Origin of the sequence: Paractinoplanes tereljensis (assembly GCF_016862435.1) — a bacterium.
GTDB lineage: Bacteria > Actinomycetota > Actinomycetes > Mycobacteriales > Micromonosporaceae > Actinoplanes > Actinoplanes tereljensis.
This window is the reverse complement of the sequence record NZ_BOMY01000061.1, coordinates 78,539-97,580: the sequence shown is the minus strand read 5'-3', so window position 1 is coordinate 97,580 and position 19,042 is coordinate 78,539. Positions and strand designations below refer to the sequence as shown.

The following is a 19,042-nucleotide window of genomic DNA, read 5'->3' as shown; positions in this document are numbered from 1 at the left end:
GGCAGGTTATGGAATCGTCGTTCACAAATTGACAGATGTCAATGAACCAGACGACCTACCTGGTAGACGCGGCGCCGCCGGCCGGACAACAAAAAATCAGAAAGAAGGGGGTACGCCGGTGGAGCCCCGGACGACGAGCTCCGGGCGGAACATCGGGATGCCGTCGACCGCTCCCTCGAGCTGACTGATGGCCGCCTCGACGATCGCGTCCTCGTCCCAGGCCATCGTGGTCAGGCCGGGATCGACCAGGCCGGCCAGCTGATGGTCGTCGTAGCCGACCACCGACAGGTCGTCGGGAAGACGCAGCCCGACGTCGCGGGCCGCCCGGTAGACGGCGAAGGCCAGCGAGTCGCTCAGGCAGAACACCGCCGTCGGGCGATCGGCGGCGGTGAGTAGAGCGGTGGCCGCCTCGACCGCGTCGGCGGTGGCGGCCGGGGCGGAGATCTCGACCAGCTCGATGCCCAGGGCCGCGGCAACCGAAGCGGCCAGCACCTGGGCCGGGCGGCCGGGGGTGGAGGGCAGCGCCGGCGCGAGCAGGCCGACCCGGTGGTGGCCGAGGCCGGCCAGGTGGGCGAGGGCGGTCTCGACGCCGTACCGGTTGTCGAACAGGACGCTGCCGGAGCCGGGCCGGGCGGTCAGGGCGTCGCCGATGGCGACCACCGCCACCTCGGGGCCGAGCAGCCGCCAGTAGCCGGCGGTCGGGTCGACCGGGGAGACCAGGGCGCCGTCGACGCGCTGGGCCGCGAACTGCTCGACGATCAGGCGTTCCAGCGCGGGGTCGGCGTCCGCGTCGGCGATCGTCGCGTAGCGGCCCTGGCGGCGCAGCGCCCGGGTCAGCAGCACCGAGAAGTCCTGTTGCCAGAGATCTCGCAAAGATCCAGAGACCCCGACCGATCCGGTACGGCCACTCGCGAGCGCCCGCGCGATCGGATCGACCGTGTAGCCGAGTTCCGCGGCGATCTCGCGCACCCGGGCGATGGTGGCCGGTGAGCCGCGCACTCCACGAAGTGCGTAGGAGGTGGCCGCCAGCGAGAGCCCGGCGGCGTCCGCCAGGTCCTGCAGCGTGCGACGGCCTGACACTCGGCCGACAGTAACAGCCCAGTGCATGAGATGGGCTTGTCCCTGTAACACGGAAGCGCTTCACTCAATGCATCTTGTGAAGCGCTTCCGGGGTTATCGAGGGACTAGGCCATGCGGATCGACTGCCACCAGCACCTCTGGCCGCCACGCTTCCTCGACGCCCTGCGCCGCCGGAAGACCTACCCCTACCTGCGCGAATGGACCCTGCACCTGCCCGGCGAGCCGCCCTACGAGGTGCACCCGGCCGCCCACGACGTGGCGAAACGCCGCCAGGGCGAGGAGGCCGCTCTGGCCCTCGTCTCGCTGTCCAGCCCGCTCGGCATCGAGCACCTGCCCGCCTGCGAGGGCGGCGAGCTCATCGACGTCTGGCACGAGAGCGCCCTGGAGCTGGGTGATCCGTTCCGGGTCTGGGCCGCGGCGAGCGTGACCGACCTCGACCCGGACGGTCTGGCCAAGGTGCTGCGCGAGGAACGCATCGTCGGACTGCAACTACCCGCGACGGCGCTGGCCGATCCGGCGGCGATCGCCCGGATGCGGCCACTGCTGGACGAGGTCCAGCGCGCCGGCAAGCCCGTACTCGTGCATCCGGGCCCGGCCCCGGTCCTGGCCGATCCCGGCCTTCCGGCCTGGTGGCCCGCCCTGGTGCCGTATGTCTCTCAGCTCCAGCAGGCCTGGATGGCCTGGCATGTCGCCGGCCGCCGGCAGCGGATCGCCTTCGTCGCGCTGGCCGGTCTGGCCCCGCTGCATCACGAACGGCTGGCCGCCCGCGGTGGCGCACTCGGCCCGCTCGACCCGGAGGTCTTCTACGAGACCTCGTCCTACGGCACCCGGGCGATCGACGCCATGGTCCGGGTCGTCGGGGTCGACCCGCTGGTCAACGGCTCCGACCGGCCGTACGCGGAAGCCACCGACCCGGGCTTCGGCGCGGCCTTCACGCACGCCCTGTTCACCGCCAACCCGCGACACCTGCTGACGGGAGAACCCAGATGACCATGCCGGCCCTGCTCGGCCGGGTGCTGACCACCCAGGAACTACGACGCTGGGTGACCGACCTGGCCGCCCGCACCGAGCTCTGGGAGCCGCTGGTCCGGCACGACACCGGCAAGCGGCACTACGCCTCGCTCTACCGGGACACCGACATCGACGTCTGGGTGCTGTGCTGGAACCTGCAGGACGACACCGGCTGGCACGACCACGACATCTCCTCCGGCGCGGTCGCGGTGACCCGGGGCGCGGTCTCCGAGGCCACCCCGCGGATGGGCGGCACGCCGGCGACGCGGGTGGTGAAGGCCGGTCGCTCGTTCGGCTTCGGGCCCGACCACATCCACCGGATGGCCGGCGCGGTCGACGGCTCGGTCTCGATCCACGCCTACTCACCGCCGCTGTGGCGGATGGGGCAATATTCGATCAGCCCGAGCGGGGTGCTGCGCCGCCGCGCGGTGAGCTACGCCGACGAGTTACGGCCTCTCGACTAAAGCGGCCAGTTCGGGCAGCAGGGCGGCGGCGCTCTCCAGGTCGGCGCCGAGCGGCCGGTCCTCCATGCCCGGTTCCAGCGCCTTGGCGGCCAGGTCGAAGGCCTCCCGGGCGGCGCCGTCGACGAGCCGGCCGGGCGCCATCCGCAGCGCCCGGACCGCCGCGACCAGCTCGGCGGCCAGCAGCGTGGGGGCGAGCTCGGTCATCCGGCGCAGCGAGCGGGCACCCTGGGTGGCGAAGCTGGCGTGCTCCTCCAGGCCGAGCGAGATGGTCAGCGTGCCGGCCGCGACCGCCTGCATGCCGACCCGGATCTCGGTGAGCAGGTCCTGCACGACGTACTCGCTGATCATCAGGCCGGAGCTGCCGGTCGGGCCGTCGGCCAGGAAGGCGCGCAGGCCGGTCAGGTCGGGGCGCATCAGCAGCCCGAGCCGGGCCGACGACAGCGACAGCACCGGCAGGAAGGCGTTACGCACCGCGTCCAGGTGCGAGGCCAGGGTCGCGGTGTGGAACTGCCCGTGGTGGTGCACGCCGGCCACCGTGACCAGCGGGTTCTCCACCGCCGCGTTCAACTCCTCGCCGAGCACGTTGCGCAGGTCGCGAATCGCGTCCAGGGCGGGCGCGGTCACCTGTGGCATCACCCGCAGCCCGAACGGGTCCTGGATGCGCACCGGCGCGCCCGAGCCAGCCACCAGCTTGCGCAGCATGGCGGCCACCTCGGCCTGGCACGGGTGGGCGCGGGCCAGGTGCACGGCGGCGTCGTAGGCCTCCGGGTTGCCGCGCAGCGCGACGAAGGTCAGCGCGGCCACCACGATCGACGCCCGGAGCTGGGCGGTCACCCGGTCGAGGGCGAGGGCCGCGGTGGCCACGGTCAGCGCGCTGGAGCTGATCATCGGGAGCGCGTCGGTGGCGTCGATGGTGGTGACCGGGCCCTGGCCGGAGCGCCACGGCCGCTCCCCGGAGAGGGTGAGGCCCAGCTCGGCGAGGGCGGCCAGGTCACCGGTGCCGATCGCGCCCCACGAGTGCAGGGTCGGGACGGCTCCGGCGTACACCGCCTCGGCCAGCGCTTCGGCCACCCGGCGCGAGATGCCCGATCCGCCGGCCAGGATCTGGTTGAGCCGGGTGGTCATCGCGGCCCGGGCCGTCTCGTCGTCCTCGACCGGTCCCACCGCGGCGCAGTGGCTGCGCAGCAGCCGCAGGCCGTGCCCACCGTCGTCGGCGGTCATCTCGTGCCGGTTGGCTCCCACACCGGTGTTGGCGCCGTAGACCGCGCCCGCCACCCGGGCCTCCAGCAGCACCGCGTGCCGCCGCTCGACGAGCCGCAGGGCAGCCGGGTCGACCGAGACCTCGGCCCGGCCGGACGCGACGGCGACGAGGTCCTCCACCGTGAGCGAATGGCCGTCGAGCCGGACTTTTGCACGCATAACAACGTCACCTAGTTTCAGGAGCGTAAAGCTCGACCCCGATCGTTTGACATCCTATTCACTATCGCTGAAGTATGAATAGCCTCATTCACCGGAGCGCCGCCATGGGAGTACCATGATCACATTCGACGACGTCGTGAAGGTGTACCCCGGCGGCAGCACGGCCGTCGACCACCTCTCCCTCGAGCTTCCCACCGGCAAGACGACCGTGTTCGTCGGTCCGTCCGGCTGCGGCAAGACCACCTCGCTCCGCATGATCAACCGGATGATCAACCCGACCTCGGGCCGGATCCTGATCGACGGCCAGGACGTGGCCGGGCAGGACGACGCTCTCCTGCGGCGCAAGATCGGGTACGTCATCCAGCACGCCGGCCTCTTCCCACACCGCACCGTGCTGGACAACGTCGCCACCGTGCCGATGCTGCTCGGTAAGTCCCGCAAAGAGGCCCGCACCGCCGCGCTGGGGCTGCTCGAACGGGTCGGCCTGTCCGCCGAGTTCGCCAGTCGCTACCCGGCCCAGCTCTCCGGCGGCCAGCAGCAGCGCGTCGGGGTGGCCCGGGCGCTCGCCGCCGACCCGCCGGTGATGCTGATGGACGAGCCGTTCAGCGCCGTCGACCCGGTCGTGCGCGAGGGCCTGCACCGCGAGTTCCTGCGCCTGCAGAAAGACCTCGGCAAGACGATCGCGATGGTCACCCACGACATCGACGAGGCGATCAAGCTCGGCGACGTGGTCGTCATCCTCCGCCAGGGCGGCAAGCTCGCCCAGATCGGCACCCCGCAGGAGCTGCTCGACCACCCGGCCGACGAGTTCGTGGCCGAGTTCGTGGGCCGCGACCGCGGGCTGCGCAGCCTGTCCTTCGACACCGCCGCCGGCCTGCCGGTGCGCCCGCTGACCGCCGACCTCCTGCTCGACGAGGCCGGCCGGCCGGTCAGCTGGGGCGACGGCGAGCCCACCGGCGGCACGTTCACCGTCGAGGACTCGTTGCGGCTGGTCACCGACCTGGCGATCACCTCGCCGGTCGGCATCGCGGTGCGGGTCGACGCGAACGGCAAGGCCGACGGCCTGGTACCGCACCACGACCTGGTCGACCACCTCGCTGAACGCCGGGCGGCCAAGTGAGCACCTACCTGTCGAACAACTGGGAGACCATCCTGACCGCGCTGCGCCAGCACGTCTGGCTCGCGCTGGTCCCGGTGGTGATCGGCTTCGTGCTGGCGCTGCCGATCGGCTACCTCGGCGTCCGTTTCCCCTGGCTCTACCACCCGCTGGTCAACACGTGCGGGGTGCTCTACTCGATCCCGTCGCTGGCGCTGTTCGTCTTCCTGCCGGTCCTCCTCGGCACCAAGATCCTGTCGCCGCTGAACATCGTGGTCGCGCTGACCATCTACACCGTCGCGCTGCTCGCCCGCACCGTCGCGGACGGCCTGCGCTCGGTCGACGCCCTGGTCGTGCAGTCGGCCACCGCGATGGGCTACCGCCGCCTGCGGCGGCTGATCGACGTCGAACTACCGGTCGCGCTGCCGGTCATCCTGGCCGGCCTTCGGGTGGCCACGGTCTCCAACATCAGCCTGGTCAGCGTGGGCGCGCTGATCGGCGTCGGCGGTCTTGGCCAGCTGTTCACCCGCGGCTTCCAGCTGTTCTACACCCAGCCGATCATCGTCGGCATCGTTCTGTCGGTGGCTCTCGCCGGCATCTGCGACCTGGCGATCGTCGGGCTGCAGCGGCTGGTCACCCCGTGGACCCGCTACCAGAGGGGCGCGGCGTGAACCTCTCCTACCTGTTCGACGCGGCGCACTGGAGCCTCACCGCCGACGGCAGCATCCCGCAGCTGATCCTGTCCCACGTCTGGTACGTGGTGCTGGCCCTGATCATCGGCACGATCATCGCGCTGCCGGTCGGCCTGTACATCGGGCACACCGGCCGCGGCTCGTTCCTGGCCATCAACGCCGGCAACGCCGGCCGCTCCCTGCCCACCCTCGGCCTGCTGATGCTCATGGTCACCCTGCTCGGCCTCGGCCTCACCCCCGTGCTCATCGCGCTGACCGTGCTGGTCATCCCACCGATCCTGACCTCGGCGTACGCCGGCATGCGGACCCTCGACCACCGCGTGGTCGACGCGGCCCGCGGGATGGGCATGCGCCCCTGGCAGGTGCTGTTCAAGGTGGAACTGCCGATGGCCCTGCCGGTCATGATGAGCGGCTTCCGCAGCGCCGCCCTGCAGGTGGTGGCGACCGCGACGGTGGCCGCCGCGGTCGGCCTCAACGGCCTCGGCCGCCTCCTGATCGACGGCCTGGCCGTCAACGATTACTCCCGTGTGCTGGCCGGCGCCATCGTCGTCGCGGTGCTGGCGGTCGTACTCGACCTGATCCTCGCGCTGGCCCAGCGCTGGATCGTCTCCCCCGGGCTCCGCTAAAAAAGAACGAAAGGCCAGACCCTTGTTGCGTACGCGATTCGCCGGTGTTTTCGCCGCCGGTGTGACCCTTGCCCTCACCCTGTCCGCATGTGGCGCCAACGATGACCCGCTCAGCAACGAGCCGGCCGGTGGCAGCAGCGCCTCGACCTCCACGGTCACCATCGGCTCGGCCAACTTCGCCGAGAGCGAGCTGCTCGGCGAGATCTACGCGCAGGCCCTGGAAGCCAAGGGCGTGACGGTCAAGCGCCAGTTCAACATCGGCGCCCGTGAGCTTTATTTGAAGGCGCTGCAGGACGGCTCGATCGACCTGCTGCCGGAGTACAACGGCGCGCTGCTGTCCGCGCTGGCCAAGGGCGGGGCGCCGGAGGGCGTCAGCAGCCCCGACCAGGTGCTGACCGAGCTCAAGAAGGTGCTGCCGACCGGCACCGAGGTGCTCGAGCAGTCGGCCGCCGAGGACAAGGACACCCTGACCGTCACCAGCGCGACGGCCGCGAAGTACAGCCTGAAGACCATCGAGGACCTCAAGCCGGTGGCGGACAAGCTCACCATCGGTGCCGGGCCGGAGTGGCAGGAGCGCTACCAGGGCCTCAAGGGCCTGGAATCGCTCTACGGCATCAAGTTCAAGACCTTCAAGCCCCTCGACGCCGGCGGCCCGCTGACCGTGAACGCGCTGACCAAGGGCCAGATCGACGTCGGCAACATCTTCTCCACCGACTCGTCTATCGCCACCAACAAGTTCGTCGTCCTGGAGGACCCGAAGAACCTCTACCTGGCCGAGAACATCATCCCGCTGATCCGCACGGCCGCTAACAACCCGACCGTGAGCGGCGCTCTCAACGCCGTCTCGGGCAAGCTGACCACCGAGAACCTGACCACCTACCTGGCCCAGGTCCAGGTGGACAAGAAGGACACCGCCGCGGTGGCCAAGGCCTTCCTTTCCGAGAACGGCCTGGTCTGATCTCCCTGCCCCGCTGCCTGGCTTTCTGCTGGGTGGCGGGGCTTTTCCTTGCGGTGGGACGGTTGGGGGCCGAGGGTGACCCTGCTGGGCGGTAAAGCATCTATGCCCTGCAGGATCACCCTCGGCCCCCAACCTCGCGTGGGAATCCGTTACGGCCAGGATCTTGGTACCTCGCCGCTCACTGCGTGGCTGGGCTGGGCGGTCCCCTTCCGCACTGCGGTCTGGCTTCCGCGCTGTGGGGGCGCCAAGAGGTCAGCTTGGGCAGGCCGGGCTTTGTGGGGGGCTAAGCGAACATTCCGCGCCGGTTACTGCGGTAGGCGGGGGACGCTTTCCAACAACCTTCGGGTGTACGGGTGGGAAGGCTCGCCTAGGACCTGGCTGGTGGGGCCCTGTTCTACCAGGCGGCCGTGTTCCAGCACCGCTGTGTGTTGGCACAGTTCGGCTACTACGCCTAGGTCGTGGGAGACCAGGAGGATGGTTAGGCCTCGGTCGGCGCACAGGGAGCCCAGCAGGTCGACTATGCGGACTCTTGTCGTCAGGTCCAGGGCGCTTACCGGCTCGTCGGCCAGCAGCAGGCGCGGGTTGCCGACTATTGCTCGGGCTATCGCTATGCGCTGGCGTTGGCCGCCGGAGAACTCGTGGGGATAGCGGGTGGCTGTGTCGGCGGGTAGGCCTACCGCCTCTAGCGCCGCCGCCACCTTGGCTGGGTCGGTGCCCAGGCCCAGGCCTCGCAGCGGCTCGGCGACTATTCGGCCTATCCGGTGGCGGGGGTCCAGGGACGAGTATGGGTCCTGGAATACGGCCTGCACCGCTCGTCGGTAATCGCGTAGCCGGGTTCGGGTCAGTGGGGTTCCGTCGAAGCGGATGGTTCCGTCGGTGGGGCTGGCCAGGCCCAGCAGCAGGCGTAGCAGCGTGGTCTTGCCTGCTCCGGACTCGCCTACCAGGGCCACGTTTTGGCCGGGGTGGACGGCCAGGTCGACGTCGTTCAGTACTGGCTTGCCGCCTCGGTAGGTGAAGCCGACCTTGGACGCCTCGATTATCGGGTCAGTCACGGGCGGTCCGTTCCAGGGCGGCGTCGAAGCGGCGGGCGCTCTCGACGAGCGTTTTGGTGTAGGGGTGGCTGGGGTGGGCGATCACGTCGGCGATCGGGCCTGATTCGACGATTTGGCCGTTGCGCATCACGTGGGTGTCTCGGGTTACTCGGGCGGCCACCGGCAGGTCGTGGGTGATGAACAGCAGGGCGGTTCCGCGGGTCTCGACCAGGCGGTCCAGCAGGTCGAGGATCTCGGCCTGGACCGTGACGTCGAGGGCGGTGGTGGGCTCGTCGGCGATCAGCAATCGCGGGCGGCAGGCCAGGGCCATGGCGATCGCCACCCGCTGGCGCTGGCCGCCGGAAAGCTGGTGCGGGTAGGAATTGGCAATGCGGTCGGTGTCGGTCAGGCGTACCTCGTCGAGGGCGTCGTTGACCGCCGCGCGCAACCCCGCACCCCGCAGGCGATGCAATCGCCGGAGCGGGCCGGCGATCTGCCGACCGGCCGTCATCAGCGGGTCCAGCGCGGTTAGGGGTTCCTGGAAGACGATGGCGGCGACCGGGCCGCGGGTGGCGGTCCGGTGTTTCTCCGGCGCGCGGATCATGTCGACGCCATCCAGCCGGACCTCGCCGGTGGCGGTGAGGCCGGGCGGCAGCAGGCCGGTGACGGCGAGCGCGGTCAGCGACTTGCCCGAGCCGGACTCGCCGATCAGGCCGGCCCGGTCCCCGGCCGCGACAGCGAACGACACGTCGTCGACCAGCGCCCGCCCGGCCTGGTCCCGCACGGTCAGTCCCGCAACGGTGAGCAGGCTCATCGCGCGGCCCTTCGGGGGTCGGCCAGGTCTCGTAAGCCGTCGGCGGTCAGGTTCATGCCGATTACCAGGGCTACCAGGGCCAAGCCGGGAGCTAGGGCGGCGGCCGGAGCGGTCAGGACGGTGGCCTGGGCCTCGTAGAGCATGCGGCCCCACGACGCGTTTGGCGGTGGGGTGCCCAGGCCCAGGTACGAGAGGCTGGCCTCGGCGAGGACGGCCAGGCCGGCCTGTAGGGCCAGGTTTACCAGGACCACCGGCGCGATGTTCGGCAGGACGTGGCTGGCTACTACGCGCGGCCAGGAGACGCCGGCGATGCGGGCGGCGGTGATGTAGTCGCGGCCCAGCACCTGCTTGACCAGCACCCGGGTCAGACGGGCCACGATCGCGGCCATCGCCAGGCCGATCGCGAGGATGGCGGTGGTCAGGGAGGCGCCGGCGCCGGCCACCAGCAGCATGGCCAGCAGCAGGGTGGGGAACGCGATCAGGATGTCCAGGACTACCGCGGCGGCGTCGTCCAGCCAGCGGGTGGCGAAACCGGCCAGCAGGCCGAAGCTCACTCCTAGGACGCCGCCTACGGCTACCGCGCCGAGAGCGGTGGCCAGCGCGATGCGGCCGCCGATCAGCAGCTGGGTGAGCAGGTCGCGGCCGAGTTTGTCGGTGCCGAGCAGGTGGTCGCCGCCGGGCGGCACCAACCGGCCGCCGGACGTGTCGTCGGGGGCGAAGGGCAGCCAGAAGTAGGAGATGAGCACGCCGCCCGCGATGATCCCGACCAGCACGAGGCCGATGACGAGGTGCAGGGAGCGGCGCCGCGAGCCGGCGCCTGCCCGCGCCGAGGCCGGCGACGGGTCAGACTGCGGGGCGGGCGACAAATCCGGCGGTGAGGCGGTGCTGCTCATGAGGCCGCTCGGTTTCGTAGGCGGGGGTCTACCAGGCGCTGGGCCAGGTCGCCCAGGAAGCCGACCACCAGGACCGTTGCGGTGCTTACCAGCATCACGCCCTGGATCACCGGGTAGTCGTGCTGGGCTATGCCTCGCACCAGCAGGCCGCCCAGGCCGGGGAGGGCGAAGACGCTCTCCACCACTACCGCGCCCAGGAAAGTGGTGGCCAATTCCATGGCCAGGACGGCGATCACCGGGACCGCCGCGTTGCGCAGGCCGTGCCGGCGCATGGCGCCTGACCGGGACATGCCCAGCGAGCGGGCGGTGCGCAGGTAGTCGGCTCCTAGGACGTCCAGGGTGGCGGCCCGGACGTAGCGGATCAAGGAAGCCGACATGACCAGCGCGACCGTGATCACCGGCAGGACCAGGGCCTCGATCGCAAGGCCGGGCGAGGCCCAGCCGTCCGGTGGGAAGCCGCCGGCCGGCAGGATCTGCAGGCGCAGCGCGAAGACGGTGATCAACAACAAACCCACCCAGAACGCGGGTACGGCGATGCCGAACTGGGCTACCGCGTTGAGCACGGGACCGTACCAGCGGTCGGCGCGGACCGCGGCCAGGACGCCGACCGGCACCGCTACCAGCACGGCCAGCACGAAGGCAGCGAGCGTCAGCGGCACGGTTACCGGGAGCCGGGTGACGATCTCGGGGCCGACCGGCAGCGTGCTGATCAGGGATTTGCCCAGGTCCAGCGTGAAGACGTGCCCCAGCCAGGTGCCGAACTGGTCCAGCAGCGGCGCGTCCGTGCCCAGCTGCCGCCGGGCGGCCTCGATCTGCTCGGGGGTCGCGCCCACCGGGAGCAGGGCGTTGGCCGGGTCGCCGGGCAGCAGCCTCAGCAGCACGAACAGTGCCACGGCAGCGAGGAACAGCGACCCCAGGAGGATCGCTGTTCGCCGCAACAGGTACGAGATCATCAGCTCTTCGTGATGCCGTACGCGAAGAACTGGGCGTTGAGGCCGTTCAGCGGGTAGCCGGACAGCTTCGACGAGGCAACGACGATCTGCGGGTAGAGGTAGAGCCAGTCGCTGGCCGCGTCGGCGGCGATCTGCTCGTTGGCCTTCTTCAGCAGCGCGGTCTGCTCATCGGTGGTCGTGGCCTGCTCGGCCTGGTCGATGTCCGCGGTGACCTGCTTGTTGTCGTAGCCCCAGTAGAAGTCGGGGTTGCCGTACCAGACGACGTCGCGGTCGTTGACGTGCTCCTGCAGCGTCGCCGTGAAGTCGTGCTTCTGGTAGACCTTCGTGTACCACTCGTCGGCGCTGATCGTGTTGATGGTGACGGTGACGCCGACCTTCGCGAGCTCGCTCTTGATGAAGGTCGCCACGGTCGGGTGCGGGTCGTAACTCGGGGTGTCGAGCGTGAACTTCACACCGTTGAGCACGGCCTTGGCGGCGTCCGGGTTGTAGGCGTTGACCGAGGTCAGGTCCTCGTACCAGGGGTCGCTGGGCGGGACCATCGAGCCGATCACGGTGCCGTACTCACCCCAGATCGAGCTGAGCAGCTTCTTCTTGTCGATCGACTGGGTGATCGCCTGGCGCACCTTCACGTCGTTGAACGGCGCGACCTTGTCGTTGAAGGCGAGCAGCAGTTTCGTCGTACCCTGACCGTTGTTGACCTTGTAGTTGCTGTTGCTCTTGAACTGGGCCAGCGCGTCGGGGCTCTGTTCGCTGGTCACGATGTCGACGGCGTTGGTGAGCAGCGCGTTGTTCAGCGCGGTGGCGTCGGTGAAGTAGTGGAACACGATGCCGGCGTTCTTGGCGGGCGTGCCCCAGTAGCCGTCGAACTTGGTCAGCGTGAGGGTCGAGCCGCGCTTCCATTCGCCCAGCTTGTAGGGGCCGGTGCCGTCGGCGGTCGTGGCCAGGTCGGTGGCGGCCGAGTTGATCACCCAGATGTAGCTGAGGTTGTAGACGAACGAGATCGACCGGGTCTTGAGCGTGACCACGACGGTCGAGTCGTCCGGAGTCGCGATCGACTTGATGACCTCGAGGTTGCTCTTGCGGGCCGACTTCGAGTTCTCGGCGGTCACCTTCTCGATGCTGGCCTTCACGTCGGCCGAGGTCAGCGCCTTGCCGGACTGGAACTTCACGTTCGGCTGGAGGGTGAACGTGTAGGTGAGGCCGTCGTCGCTGACCTTCTGGTCCTTGGCCAGCAGCGGCTCGACCTTGCCGTCGTCGGTGAGCTTGAACAGCCCCTCGTAGACGTTGCCGTTGAGCGCCTCGGTGACGCCCTGGCCGCCGCCGGCGGTGTTGTCCAGGTTCTGCGGCTCATAGAGCGAGCCCACCTGGATGGTGGCGGCGCTGCTGTCTTTATTGCCGGACGCTTCGTCGTCACCCCCGCCGCAAGCGGCCAGGAGGCTCAGCGTCGTGACCGCCGCCAGCGAGGCCGTTATCAAACGTCGCACGGTGTATTTCTCCATTTCAGTGCTCAAATCCAGCTTTGAAGATCGGAAGCTTTTCGCCGGCTTCGACCGGCACGGCCAGGCGGTTCTGCGGCGGCGGGAGCGGACAGTTGTAGTGCTCCGAGAACCCGCAGGGCGGCACGAAGGCCCGGTTGAAGTCGAGGCGGACCAGCTCGTCGGAGACTCGCTCGACGATCAAGAACCGACCGCCGCCGTACGTCTGGGAGCCGTTGGTCGGGTCGCCGAAGACCAGCAGCAGGTCGCCGTCGTCGTCGAACGCGCTCAGCGTGTAGTCGCGGCCGGCCAGGGTGAGGTGGAGATCACCGGGAACCGGCAGGTCACGGGTGCGTCCTTCATCACGCAGGTGCGCGAACGGCTTCTGGTCGGGTGCGTCGGTCCAGCGGGCCTCGAGCACCCAGGCCGGGTCGTAGGCGAACGCGTCGATCCGCTCGAAGTTGCGGATCGCCGGCGACTCGGAGTCCCAGAGGCGTACGCCCGGCAGCCCCTCACGGTTGCGCAGCAGCGTCGCGGTCACGGTCTCCGGCTGCCCGGCGAGCGCGGCGTTCGGATCGTCGGCACCCCAGCGGGTGTCGATCAGCGCCAGGTTGCCGGTCGGCGCGGTGACCGCGCGGTAGCGGGCCGACGTCCAGGCTGCGTGTTCCTCCACCGTCACGGTGGCCATCCCCTTAGTTGATCTTGGCGACTTCCCAGGCAAACCCTACAACTCTCATAGGTTTACTCGCCATGGTCACCATGATCACACCGCCGCGACCCGCTGGTCGGGCCGCGGCGGCGCAACAGATTCAGGCGGCCGCCGCCGCGATGATCTGGCGATCTTCCTCGCGATGCAGGCGGTACTGCTGGATCGAGTACGCCAGAGCCGCCACCCAGATCACGTAGATCACCGTGTAGACGGCATAGCGGGTGGTGTCCGGGGCGTCGATCCAGTCGCTGCGCAGCAGGGTGCGCACGTTGGTCAGGATGATGATCCCGCCCACCGCCGAGCCGAGCACCCGCGGCGGGATGTGCCGCACCAGCCAGGCCGCGATCGGCGCCGCGATCACGCCGCCCAGCAGCAGGGCGAGCGCCCAGCCGGCATTGACACCCTCCCCGCCGATACCGAACAGGAAGCCGAGGCTGGCCGCGATCGCGACCAGGAACTCACTGGTGTCGATCGAGCCGATCGTCTTGCGCGGCTCGAGCCGGCCGCTGGCCAGGATGGACGGCGTGCCGACCGGGCCCCAGCCGCCTCCGCCGGTGGCGTCGACGAACCCGGCGACCACGCCGAGCGGGGCCAGGAACCGCTTGCGCAACGGCTTGCCGAGGTCGGTCCTGGGCAGGCCGGCCACGGTGAACCGGACGAGCTTCATCAATATGCGGTGATCGCCGCGCCGGCCGTCGACGGTTGGGGTGGGGGGTGAGGTCTTGGGCCGGGACCGCCCGTGGCGGGCGCGCGGAGGGCGAGTTGCACCTGCCGGGACCGAGTGCCACGGGAGCGGACCGGCGCGTACCGAAAAGGTCTGCGCTTTCTGGGGGAAAGCGCCAGTTCTCGGAAGCCGCGAGAGGTTCTAGTTGCCGAAAGCACCGGCTTCCCGGTCGTTCTCCTGCAGCCGGGGCGCGGCGCCCAGACCGAGGATCAGCCCCCGGACCTCGGGGTCGTCGAGCAGCACGGCCAGCTTCGTGATGGCATCCATCAGAGCTCACCGCCCAGGGCGCTGGCCAGGCGGTCGGGGGTCAGGCCGAGGCGGTAGAGCAGGGCGGTGTCGGCGGGGTTGGTCATGTCGATCCGCTCGGGCAGTTGCCCGGCCACCGCGTCGGCGTGCTCGGGCCCGTAGGCGCGGCGGATGACGCGGAGCGCGTGGGTCTTGGTGATGACAGCCATGCCTCCTAGGACCGGACAGGCCCGCCGGTTGTGACACGTTGCCTGCGCGCCTTTTCTCAACCGCCGCGCAGCTTCGAGGACCACCGGCCCTGCCGCCCGGGGCCGCCCGGCGGGAGGCTGTAGGTATGACCGCGTGGAAGCCGGACGAGCGGTGCCCGCTGCGCCCGGGTGAGCACTGCAGGCTGTGTCAGTTGGGTGCCACCGGGCCGCAGGACTGCCCGCTGGTCTACCTGGTGATGACCGACGACGAGCTACGGGCCGGCGTGCAGGCGGCCGCGCTACGGGCGCCGGCCGGTCAACCGTCGGCCAGCCGGGCCAGGCCCTTGATGTCGAGCACCACGATCCGGCGATAGGACGTACTGATCAGTTTGCGGGCGCGCAGCTCATGGATGGCTTTCTGCATGGTCGCGCGGGCGATGGCGATCATGGCCGCCAACTCGGGCTGGCTCAGCGGGACGACGATCTGGATGCTGCCGTCCGCCAGCGGCCGGCCGCACGCCTCGGCGATCTCCACCAGCAGGCGGGCCAGGCGGATGTGCGCCGGGAAGGCGGCGAAGTCGCTCCGCCGCCGGTTGGCCCACCTGAGCTGGCCCGCGATCACCGCCATGACCAGGTTGGACGCCTCGGGATGGCCGCGCAGGAACTCCTCGAAGCCGGCTCGGGTGACGACCGCGGCATAGACCGTGCCGCAGGCGGTGACGGTCGCGTTGCGCGGGGTTCCGGTGAGCGCACCGATCTCGCCGATCAGCTCGCCGGGCAACCGGATGGCCAGCAGGGTCTCGCACCCCTCGACCGCCGTGGTCACTTTGACGAAGCCGCTCTCCAGCACGACGACGTGCGAGCCCAGCACGCCCTCGCGCAGGATGCGGCGGCCGCTCAGGTAGCGGCGCCGGGCACTGCGTGCGAGCAGCTCCTCGGCGGCGGCCCGGGACAGGCCGCCGAGGAACGTTCCGGGGGCCCAACCGGTGGGTCGCCCGGAGATTGTCTCCGCCATGACACCTCATCATGCCGGTTGCCGGCCCGAACACCCGTTGCCCGGTACTGCCAAGCTGGTGGATCTCGCCCCCAGTTGAGGAGTCCGATGGCGACACGCAAGGACCAGGCCGCGTCACCACCGCCACCACCGCCGGCCACCGACGACGCCTGGCGGGCACTGCAGCTCCAGTTCGACCTGGTCAAGCACGCCGAGACGAAGGCCGCCGCGGCGCTGGCGTCGTGCGGTGTGCTGGGCGGTCTCCTCTACACCCTGGTCGCGCAGACCCGGACGGCCGGCACCCTGTTCACCGTCGTGGCGACCCTCGCCGCCGCCACGATCGTGACGTCCGGGATCGCGGCCGGGATCGCGCTGCGCCCGCGCCAGCTCCTCCGGAAGGGCAGCCCCAGCCTGCTCTTCTACCGCACGATCACGGCCCGGTTCGGGTACGACGCCGACGCGTTCGCCCGGGAGTTCGCCGGGCTGTCCACCGACCGCTCCGCGCTGATGTCCGCCCTGACCGGGCAGATCCTCTCCAACGCGAACGTGGCCACCCGCAAATATCGGGCGGTCAACGTCGCGGTCCTGGGCCTGCTCGCCGCGCTCGGCCTGATGGCCGCGACCGCCGCCATCGGACTGACCAGCCGTTGAGCTGGCCAGAAGCGGAACGAAAGGGCCGATCGGCCCGGACCGGTGCCGATCATCACCGTCCGTTGTGCACCGCAGGGCGATGGGCTCCGCCCACCGTGGCTTCGAGAATTGGCCTGTGCCGCAAAATCCGCTGCTCCCGACGGCCCGGAAGCCACGCGACGCCCGCACGAAAGCGAGATGGCGATGCCCGGTCCGATCCTGAACACACTGGAGCTCAAGCGGTTGCCGTTCGCACGACGGCCGATCGCCCAGCCGGGCACCGTCCTTGTCTTCCAGATGCCGGACAACGAGCTGGTCGCCCCCGAACCGCCGTACACGACCGGGGAGACCTGGTGGAAGGGCCCGACGACGGCGTACGTCGTGGACAGCCGCCCGCACCACGCGGTGTTCGCCTGCCAGTTACCCGCCTCGGGTGACGCGCTGTTCTTCGACGCCACCGTCCGATTCAGCTGGCGGGTGCACGAGCCGATCGAGATCGTCCGCGAGCAGGTGCAGGATCCCGAGGCCGAGTGCGCGACCTACCTGGCCGCGAACCTGCCCACCATCACCCGCAAGCACGCCTACGACGTGCCCGCGGTGGCGGAGGAGGACATCGCGCGCCGGATCGGCCGCCACCCGCTGCCGCTGCGTGGCCGCGGAATCTGCATCGAGGCACTCCACGCCCAGTTGTGCATTCCGCCGGACCAGCCGCGCTCGGCCTGAGGACCGGGCGGGCTGGTCCGGGGAACACCTGGTTCAGTGAGCCTGCCGCAGCACCTCGGTGAGGCGGCCTTCCGCCCGGCTGGCGGCGAGCCGTCCCCGATGCATCACCGCCAGGTCCTCGACGGCGCAGGCCGGCGGACGGTACCCGTTCGCGGCCGCCAGCGCCGGGTTGGCCCGGGCCCAGGCCAGTAGCGCGGCCCGCAGTTCGTCCGGAACCGTGTCCGGTGCCAGCTGCGGGTCGGTGGCCACCTCGGCGTACGGCTGCCGATGCGGCCAGAACGACCACACCTTCGTCTCGTCGATCAGCTGCTCGACCGGGTCGAGTCGCCGGTACCGCCAGGCGATCTCAATCGAGCGGGCGCTCCCGTCGGCGATCAGATCGCCGATCATCCCGTGTCGGGCGTGCGGGCCGGCCACCTCGTAGAACGTACTGCGGCAGCCGCGCGGCCGGGCCGCACCCACAATGGTCTTCCAGGTCAGCGGGCGCCCCGGCGAGGCGGTGAGCAGGTCGGCGACAGCCTGGTAATAGATGATCTTCGTCTGCCAATGGTTACGGCGCGGGGAGGGGTTGTCGGAAAGCCGGATGTACCAGCTCCCGATCGTGGTTCGCCCCAGGTCCTCGGTGATCCTCGTTGACATCGTCCCTCTGTCCGTTCGAGATCTACGGGGAGATGTCGAGCCTCGCCGGAGGGACCGGGATTGCGCATCACGTGTTCTCGTATAACCGCGATCGGGCCCCGGTCGCCTCGTCGAGCACGCCGTCGCAGTCGATCGGCGGGCCGTCCGCGGACCAGACGACCACCTGGTCGGGCCGGATCAGCACGAGCCGGCCGGACCAGGCGGCCGGGGTCGGCGCGCCGGCCAGCGGCAGGTGGCGCACCGGGATGCCCCGCGTCCGCGCCGCCTTGACCAGGGGATAGCCGTCCTGGCCGACGGTCAGGTCGACAAGTGTGAACTGCGGTCCCAGCCGATCGAAGAACTGGCCGCCGCCGGTGAGCCGGAAGGCGGGCGGGCGGTACCCGGCAACGCCGGCCAGCTCGGCCGGTCCGGTTCCGGCCGGGTCGAGCTGGGCCGGCCCGTTGCGGAGAACGGCCGCGAGTGCCGCGCCGTCCACCCCGGACTCCACCAGGCGCTGCAGGCGAAGCCGGGTCGCCCGGCGGCGGACGGCATGTTCCCGGTCGGCCAGGGCCTGCCGCCGCCGCTCGGTCTGATAGCCGGCCAGGAGCCGGTCACCGGCCCAGCCGTGCACCGCCGCGGCCAGCCGCCAGCCCAGGCCGACGGCGTCGCCGATGCAGGTGGCCAGGTCATCCCCCGGTGTCTCGACCTGATGGGCGGCCTGCCCGGCGAGAAAGACCCGGCCCCGGCGATAGGACCGGGCGACCGACGGCACGCCGGCTCGCTGCACCACGGTCACGATCCGCGACGGGTCCTCAGCGACACCCAGCCGGTCCTGCAGCAGGTCGGCCGGGTTGGCGAGGGCGGCCTGCTCGTCCGCCGTGAGGGGAACGTAGGCCACGCACCGGTCACCGTCGTGCCCGGTGATCACGGTTGTTCCCCCGGTGACCGCCACGGTCGGGTTGGCCCACCGGGCGGCCAGAGTGGGGCTGCGAAAATGCAGGATCAGGTGGGGTGCGGGTGGCCCGAGCTCCTCCAGGGTCAGTCCGGCGCAGCGACGCACGGTGCTGTCGGCCCCGTCGCATCCGGCGAGATAGCCGGCCTCGACGAAGTGCCGGGCGCCCGCCTCGGCGTCCAGCACCGTGGCGGTCACCGTGTCGGCCTCGGCCTCCACCTCGGTCAGGGTCCAGCGGGTGCGCAGGTCGATCAGCGGGTGCCCGCGCAGCGCCCGCCGTAATCGGCCGATCAGCCCGGGACTGGAGATGAGCAGGTACGGCTCGATCGGCGCGGTGCCGTCGGTGGTCGAGGCGTACGCCTGGCGGAGGGTGGCCACCGGCGGCAGCCGCCACTGCAGCGCCGGTGGCCGGTCGATCCCCGCTGACCAGAGGAAGTCCAGCGGGCAATCCGGGTCGAGGCCGGCCGCCCGCAGGTCGCGGGTCAGGTCCAGCCGGCGGAGAAGCTCCATGCTGCGCCCGTTGATCAGCAGCAGGTCGGGAATCCGGGCCGGCCGGTCGGCTCTCTCCACCACCATGCTCGGCACGCCATGGTGAGCCAGCTCGAGCGCGGTCAGTGAGCCGACGACGCCGGCACCGGCCACGAGCACCGGCGTACGCAGAGCGGAGGGCGGCATGGGTGTCCCTTGAGCGGAGGGATGGGCGGCGGTGTTACACCGCCATGCTCGGTGCCGAGAGGGTCATCCGT

At 70.5% G+C, this 19,042-nt stretch carries 23 protein-coding genes; 9 read left to right on the top strand and 14 right to left on the bottom strand.

Features of this window, described 5'->3' with window-relative positions:
- Window positions 1-96 precede the first annotated feature (96 nt).
- Entirely contained in the window at window positions 97-1,080 is a 984-nt protein-coding gene (locus Ate02nite_RS46300) for a LacI family DNA-binding transcriptional regulator (RefSeq protein WP_239148213.1), read from the bottom strand.
- A gap of 111 nt (window positions 1,081-1,191) precedes the next feature.
- Here Ate02nite_RS46300 and Ate02nite_RS46295 point away from each other — a divergent pair, with 111 nt between their 5' ends.
- Window positions 1,192-2,070 carry an amidohydrolase family protein gene (locus Ate02nite_RS46295; protein WP_203814374.1) on the top strand — a complete coding sequence of 293 codons (879 nt, stop codon included), beginning with the start codon at window positions 1,192-1,194 and terminating at the stop codon, window positions 2,068-2,070.
- Window positions 2,067-2,555, top strand: coding sequence for a cysteine dioxygenase (locus Ate02nite_RS46290; RefSeq protein ID WP_203814373.1), 489 nt, complete (start codon window positions 2,067-2,069; stop codon window positions 2,553-2,555). The genes Ate02nite_RS46295 and Ate02nite_RS46290 overlap by 4 nt, the downstream gene beginning before the upstream one ends.
- On the opposite strand, the gene Ate02nite_RS46285 is transcribed toward Ate02nite_RS46290, so the two are convergent.
- A complete protein-coding gene (locus Ate02nite_RS46285) occupies window positions 2,538-3,974 on the bottom strand; it encodes an aromatic amino acid lyase (RefSeq protein WP_203814372.1) in 1,437 nt (478 codons plus the stop codon). The two genes, Ate02nite_RS46290 and Ate02nite_RS46285, sit on opposite strands and share 18 nt — an antisense overlap.
- A gap of 115 nt (window positions 3,975-4,089) precedes the next feature.
- Here Ate02nite_RS46285 and Ate02nite_RS46280 point away from each other — a divergent pair, with 115 nt between their 5' ends.
- From Ate02nite_RS46280 to Ate02nite_RS46265, 4 genes are all read left to right on the top strand, one after another.
- A complete protein-coding gene (locus Ate02nite_RS46280) occupies window positions 4,090-5,094 on the top strand; it encodes an ABC transporter ATP-binding protein (protein ID WP_203814371.1) in 1,005 nt (334 codons plus the stop codon).
- Entirely contained in the window at window positions 5,091-5,741 is a 651-nt protein-coding gene (locus Ate02nite_RS46275; protein WP_203814370.1) for an ABC transporter permease, read from the top strand. Before Ate02nite_RS46280 ends, Ate02nite_RS46275 begins: the two co-directional genes overlap by 4 nt.
- The gene (locus Ate02nite_RS46270) at window positions 5,738-6,388 is read left to right on the top strand and encodes an ABC transporter permease (protein ID WP_203814369.1); all 651 of its coding nucleotides are present in this window, start codon (window positions 5,738-5,740) and stop codon (window positions 6,386-6,388) included. The genes Ate02nite_RS46275 and Ate02nite_RS46270 overlap by 4 nt, the downstream gene beginning before the upstream one ends.
- A 61-nt stretch (window positions 6,389-6,449) precedes the next feature.
- Window positions 6,450-7,346 carry an ABC transporter substrate-binding protein gene (locus Ate02nite_RS46265; protein WP_239148212.1) on the top strand — a complete coding sequence of 299 codons (897 nt, stop codon included), beginning with the start codon at window positions 6,450-6,452 and terminating at the stop codon, window positions 7,344-7,346.
- Between the two features lie 305 nt (window positions 7,347-7,651).
- On the opposite strand, the gene Ate02nite_RS46260 is transcribed toward Ate02nite_RS46265, so the two are convergent.
- The 9 genes from Ate02nite_RS46260 to Ate02nite_RS46225 form a co-directional block, all read right to left on the bottom strand.
- Entirely contained in the window at window positions 7,652-8,398 is a 747-nt protein-coding gene (locus tag Ate02nite_RS46260; protein WP_203814368.1) for an ABC transporter ATP-binding protein, read from the bottom strand.
- A complete protein-coding gene (locus tag Ate02nite_RS46255) occupies window positions 8,391-9,191 on the bottom strand; it encodes an ABC transporter ATP-binding protein (protein ID WP_203814367.1) in 801 nt (266 codons plus the stop codon). The genes Ate02nite_RS46260 and Ate02nite_RS46255 overlap by 8 nt, the downstream gene beginning before the upstream one ends.
- Entirely contained in the window at window positions 9,188-10,084 is an 897-nt protein-coding gene (locus Ate02nite_RS46250; protein WP_203814366.1) for an ABC transporter permease, read from the bottom strand. Before Ate02nite_RS46250 ends, Ate02nite_RS46255 begins: the two co-directional genes overlap by 4 nt.
- On the bottom strand, window positions 10,081-11,037 hold the full coding sequence (locus Ate02nite_RS46245) for an ABC transporter permease (RefSeq protein ID WP_203814365.1): 957 nt from the start codon (window positions 11,035-11,037) through the stop codon (window positions 10,081-10,083). Before Ate02nite_RS46245 ends, Ate02nite_RS46250 begins: the two co-directional genes overlap by 4 nt.
- Complete coding sequence (locus tag Ate02nite_RS46240) at window positions 11,037-12,521, bottom strand: ABC transporter substrate-binding protein (RefSeq protein ID WP_239148211.1); 1,485 nt, start codon at window positions 12,519-12,521, stop codon at window positions 11,037-11,039. Before Ate02nite_RS46240 ends, Ate02nite_RS46245 begins: the two co-directional genes overlap by 1 nt.
- Window positions 12,522-12,537: 16 nt before the next feature.
- On the bottom strand, window positions 12,538-13,200 hold the full coding sequence (locus tag Ate02nite_RS46235; RefSeq protein WP_203814363.1) for a DUF1684 domain-containing protein: 663 nt from the start codon (window positions 13,198-13,200) through the stop codon (window positions 12,538-12,540).
- A gap of 121 nt (window positions 13,201-13,321) precedes the next feature.
- Window positions 13,322-13,888, bottom strand: a complete 567-nt coding sequence (locus Ate02nite_RS46230; protein ID WP_203814362.1) for a TSUP family transporter — start codon at window positions 13,886-13,888, stop codon at window positions 13,322-13,324.
- Window positions 13,889-14,086: 198 nt separating this feature from the next.
- Window positions 14,087-14,212, bottom strand: coding sequence for a hypothetical protein (locus Ate02nite_RS49665; RefSeq protein ID WP_275423006.1), 126 nt, complete (start codon window positions 14,210-14,212; stop codon window positions 14,087-14,089).
- Window positions 14,212-14,400, bottom strand: a complete 189-nt coding sequence (locus tag Ate02nite_RS46225) for a hypothetical protein (RefSeq protein WP_203814361.1) — start codon at window positions 14,398-14,400, stop codon at window positions 14,212-14,214. Before Ate02nite_RS46225 ends, Ate02nite_RS49665 begins: the two co-directional genes overlap by 1 nt.
- A 125-nt stretch (window positions 14,401-14,525) precedes the next feature.
- Between Ate02nite_RS46225 and Ate02nite_RS46220 the strand changes: the two genes are divergently transcribed.
- Window positions 14,526-14,753 (top strand): DUF6767 domain-containing protein, encoded by a 228-nt coding sequence (locus Ate02nite_RS46220; RefSeq protein WP_203814360.1) that lies wholly within the window; start codon window positions 14,526-14,528, stop codon window positions 14,751-14,753.
- Here Ate02nite_RS46220 and Ate02nite_RS46215 read toward each other — a convergent pair.
- Window positions 14,696-15,394 (bottom strand): Crp/Fnr family transcriptional regulator, encoded by a 699-nt coding sequence (locus tag Ate02nite_RS46215; protein WP_203814359.1) that lies wholly within the window; start codon window positions 15,392-15,394, stop codon window positions 14,696-14,698. The genes Ate02nite_RS46220 and Ate02nite_RS46215 overlap by 58 nt on opposite strands.
- 87 nt (window positions 15,395-15,481) lie before the next feature.
- Between Ate02nite_RS46215 and Ate02nite_RS46210 the strand changes: the two genes are divergently transcribed.
- Together Ate02nite_RS46210 and Ate02nite_RS46205 are read left to right on the top strand one after the other, a co-directional pair.
- Window positions 15,482-16,024 (top strand): Pycsar system effector family protein, encoded by a 543-nt coding sequence (locus Ate02nite_RS46210; RefSeq protein WP_203814358.1) that lies wholly within the window; start codon window positions 15,482-15,484, stop codon window positions 16,022-16,024.
- 183 nt (window positions 16,025-16,207) lie between these two features.
- Complete coding sequence (locus Ate02nite_RS46205) at window positions 16,208-16,726, top strand: hypothetical protein (protein WP_203814357.1); 519 nt, start codon at window positions 16,208-16,210, stop codon at window positions 16,724-16,726.
- 33 nt (window positions 16,727-16,759) lie between these two features.
- Here the strand turns inward: Ate02nite_RS46205 and Ate02nite_RS46200 are convergent, their stop codons facing one another.
- Together Ate02nite_RS46200 and Ate02nite_RS46195 are read right to left on the bottom strand one after the other, a co-directional pair.
- Window positions 16,760-17,365 carry a hypothetical protein gene (locus Ate02nite_RS46200; protein ID WP_203814356.1) on the bottom strand — a complete coding sequence of 202 codons (606 nt, stop codon included), beginning with the start codon at window positions 17,363-17,365 and terminating at the stop codon, window positions 16,760-16,762.
- 67 nt (window positions 17,366-17,432) lie between these two features.
- Window positions 17,433-18,971, bottom strand: a complete 1,539-nt coding sequence (locus Ate02nite_RS46195; protein WP_203814355.1) for an FAD-dependent monooxygenase — start codon at window positions 18,969-18,971, stop codon at window positions 17,433-17,435.
- Window positions 18,972-19,042: the final 71 nt, after the last annotated feature.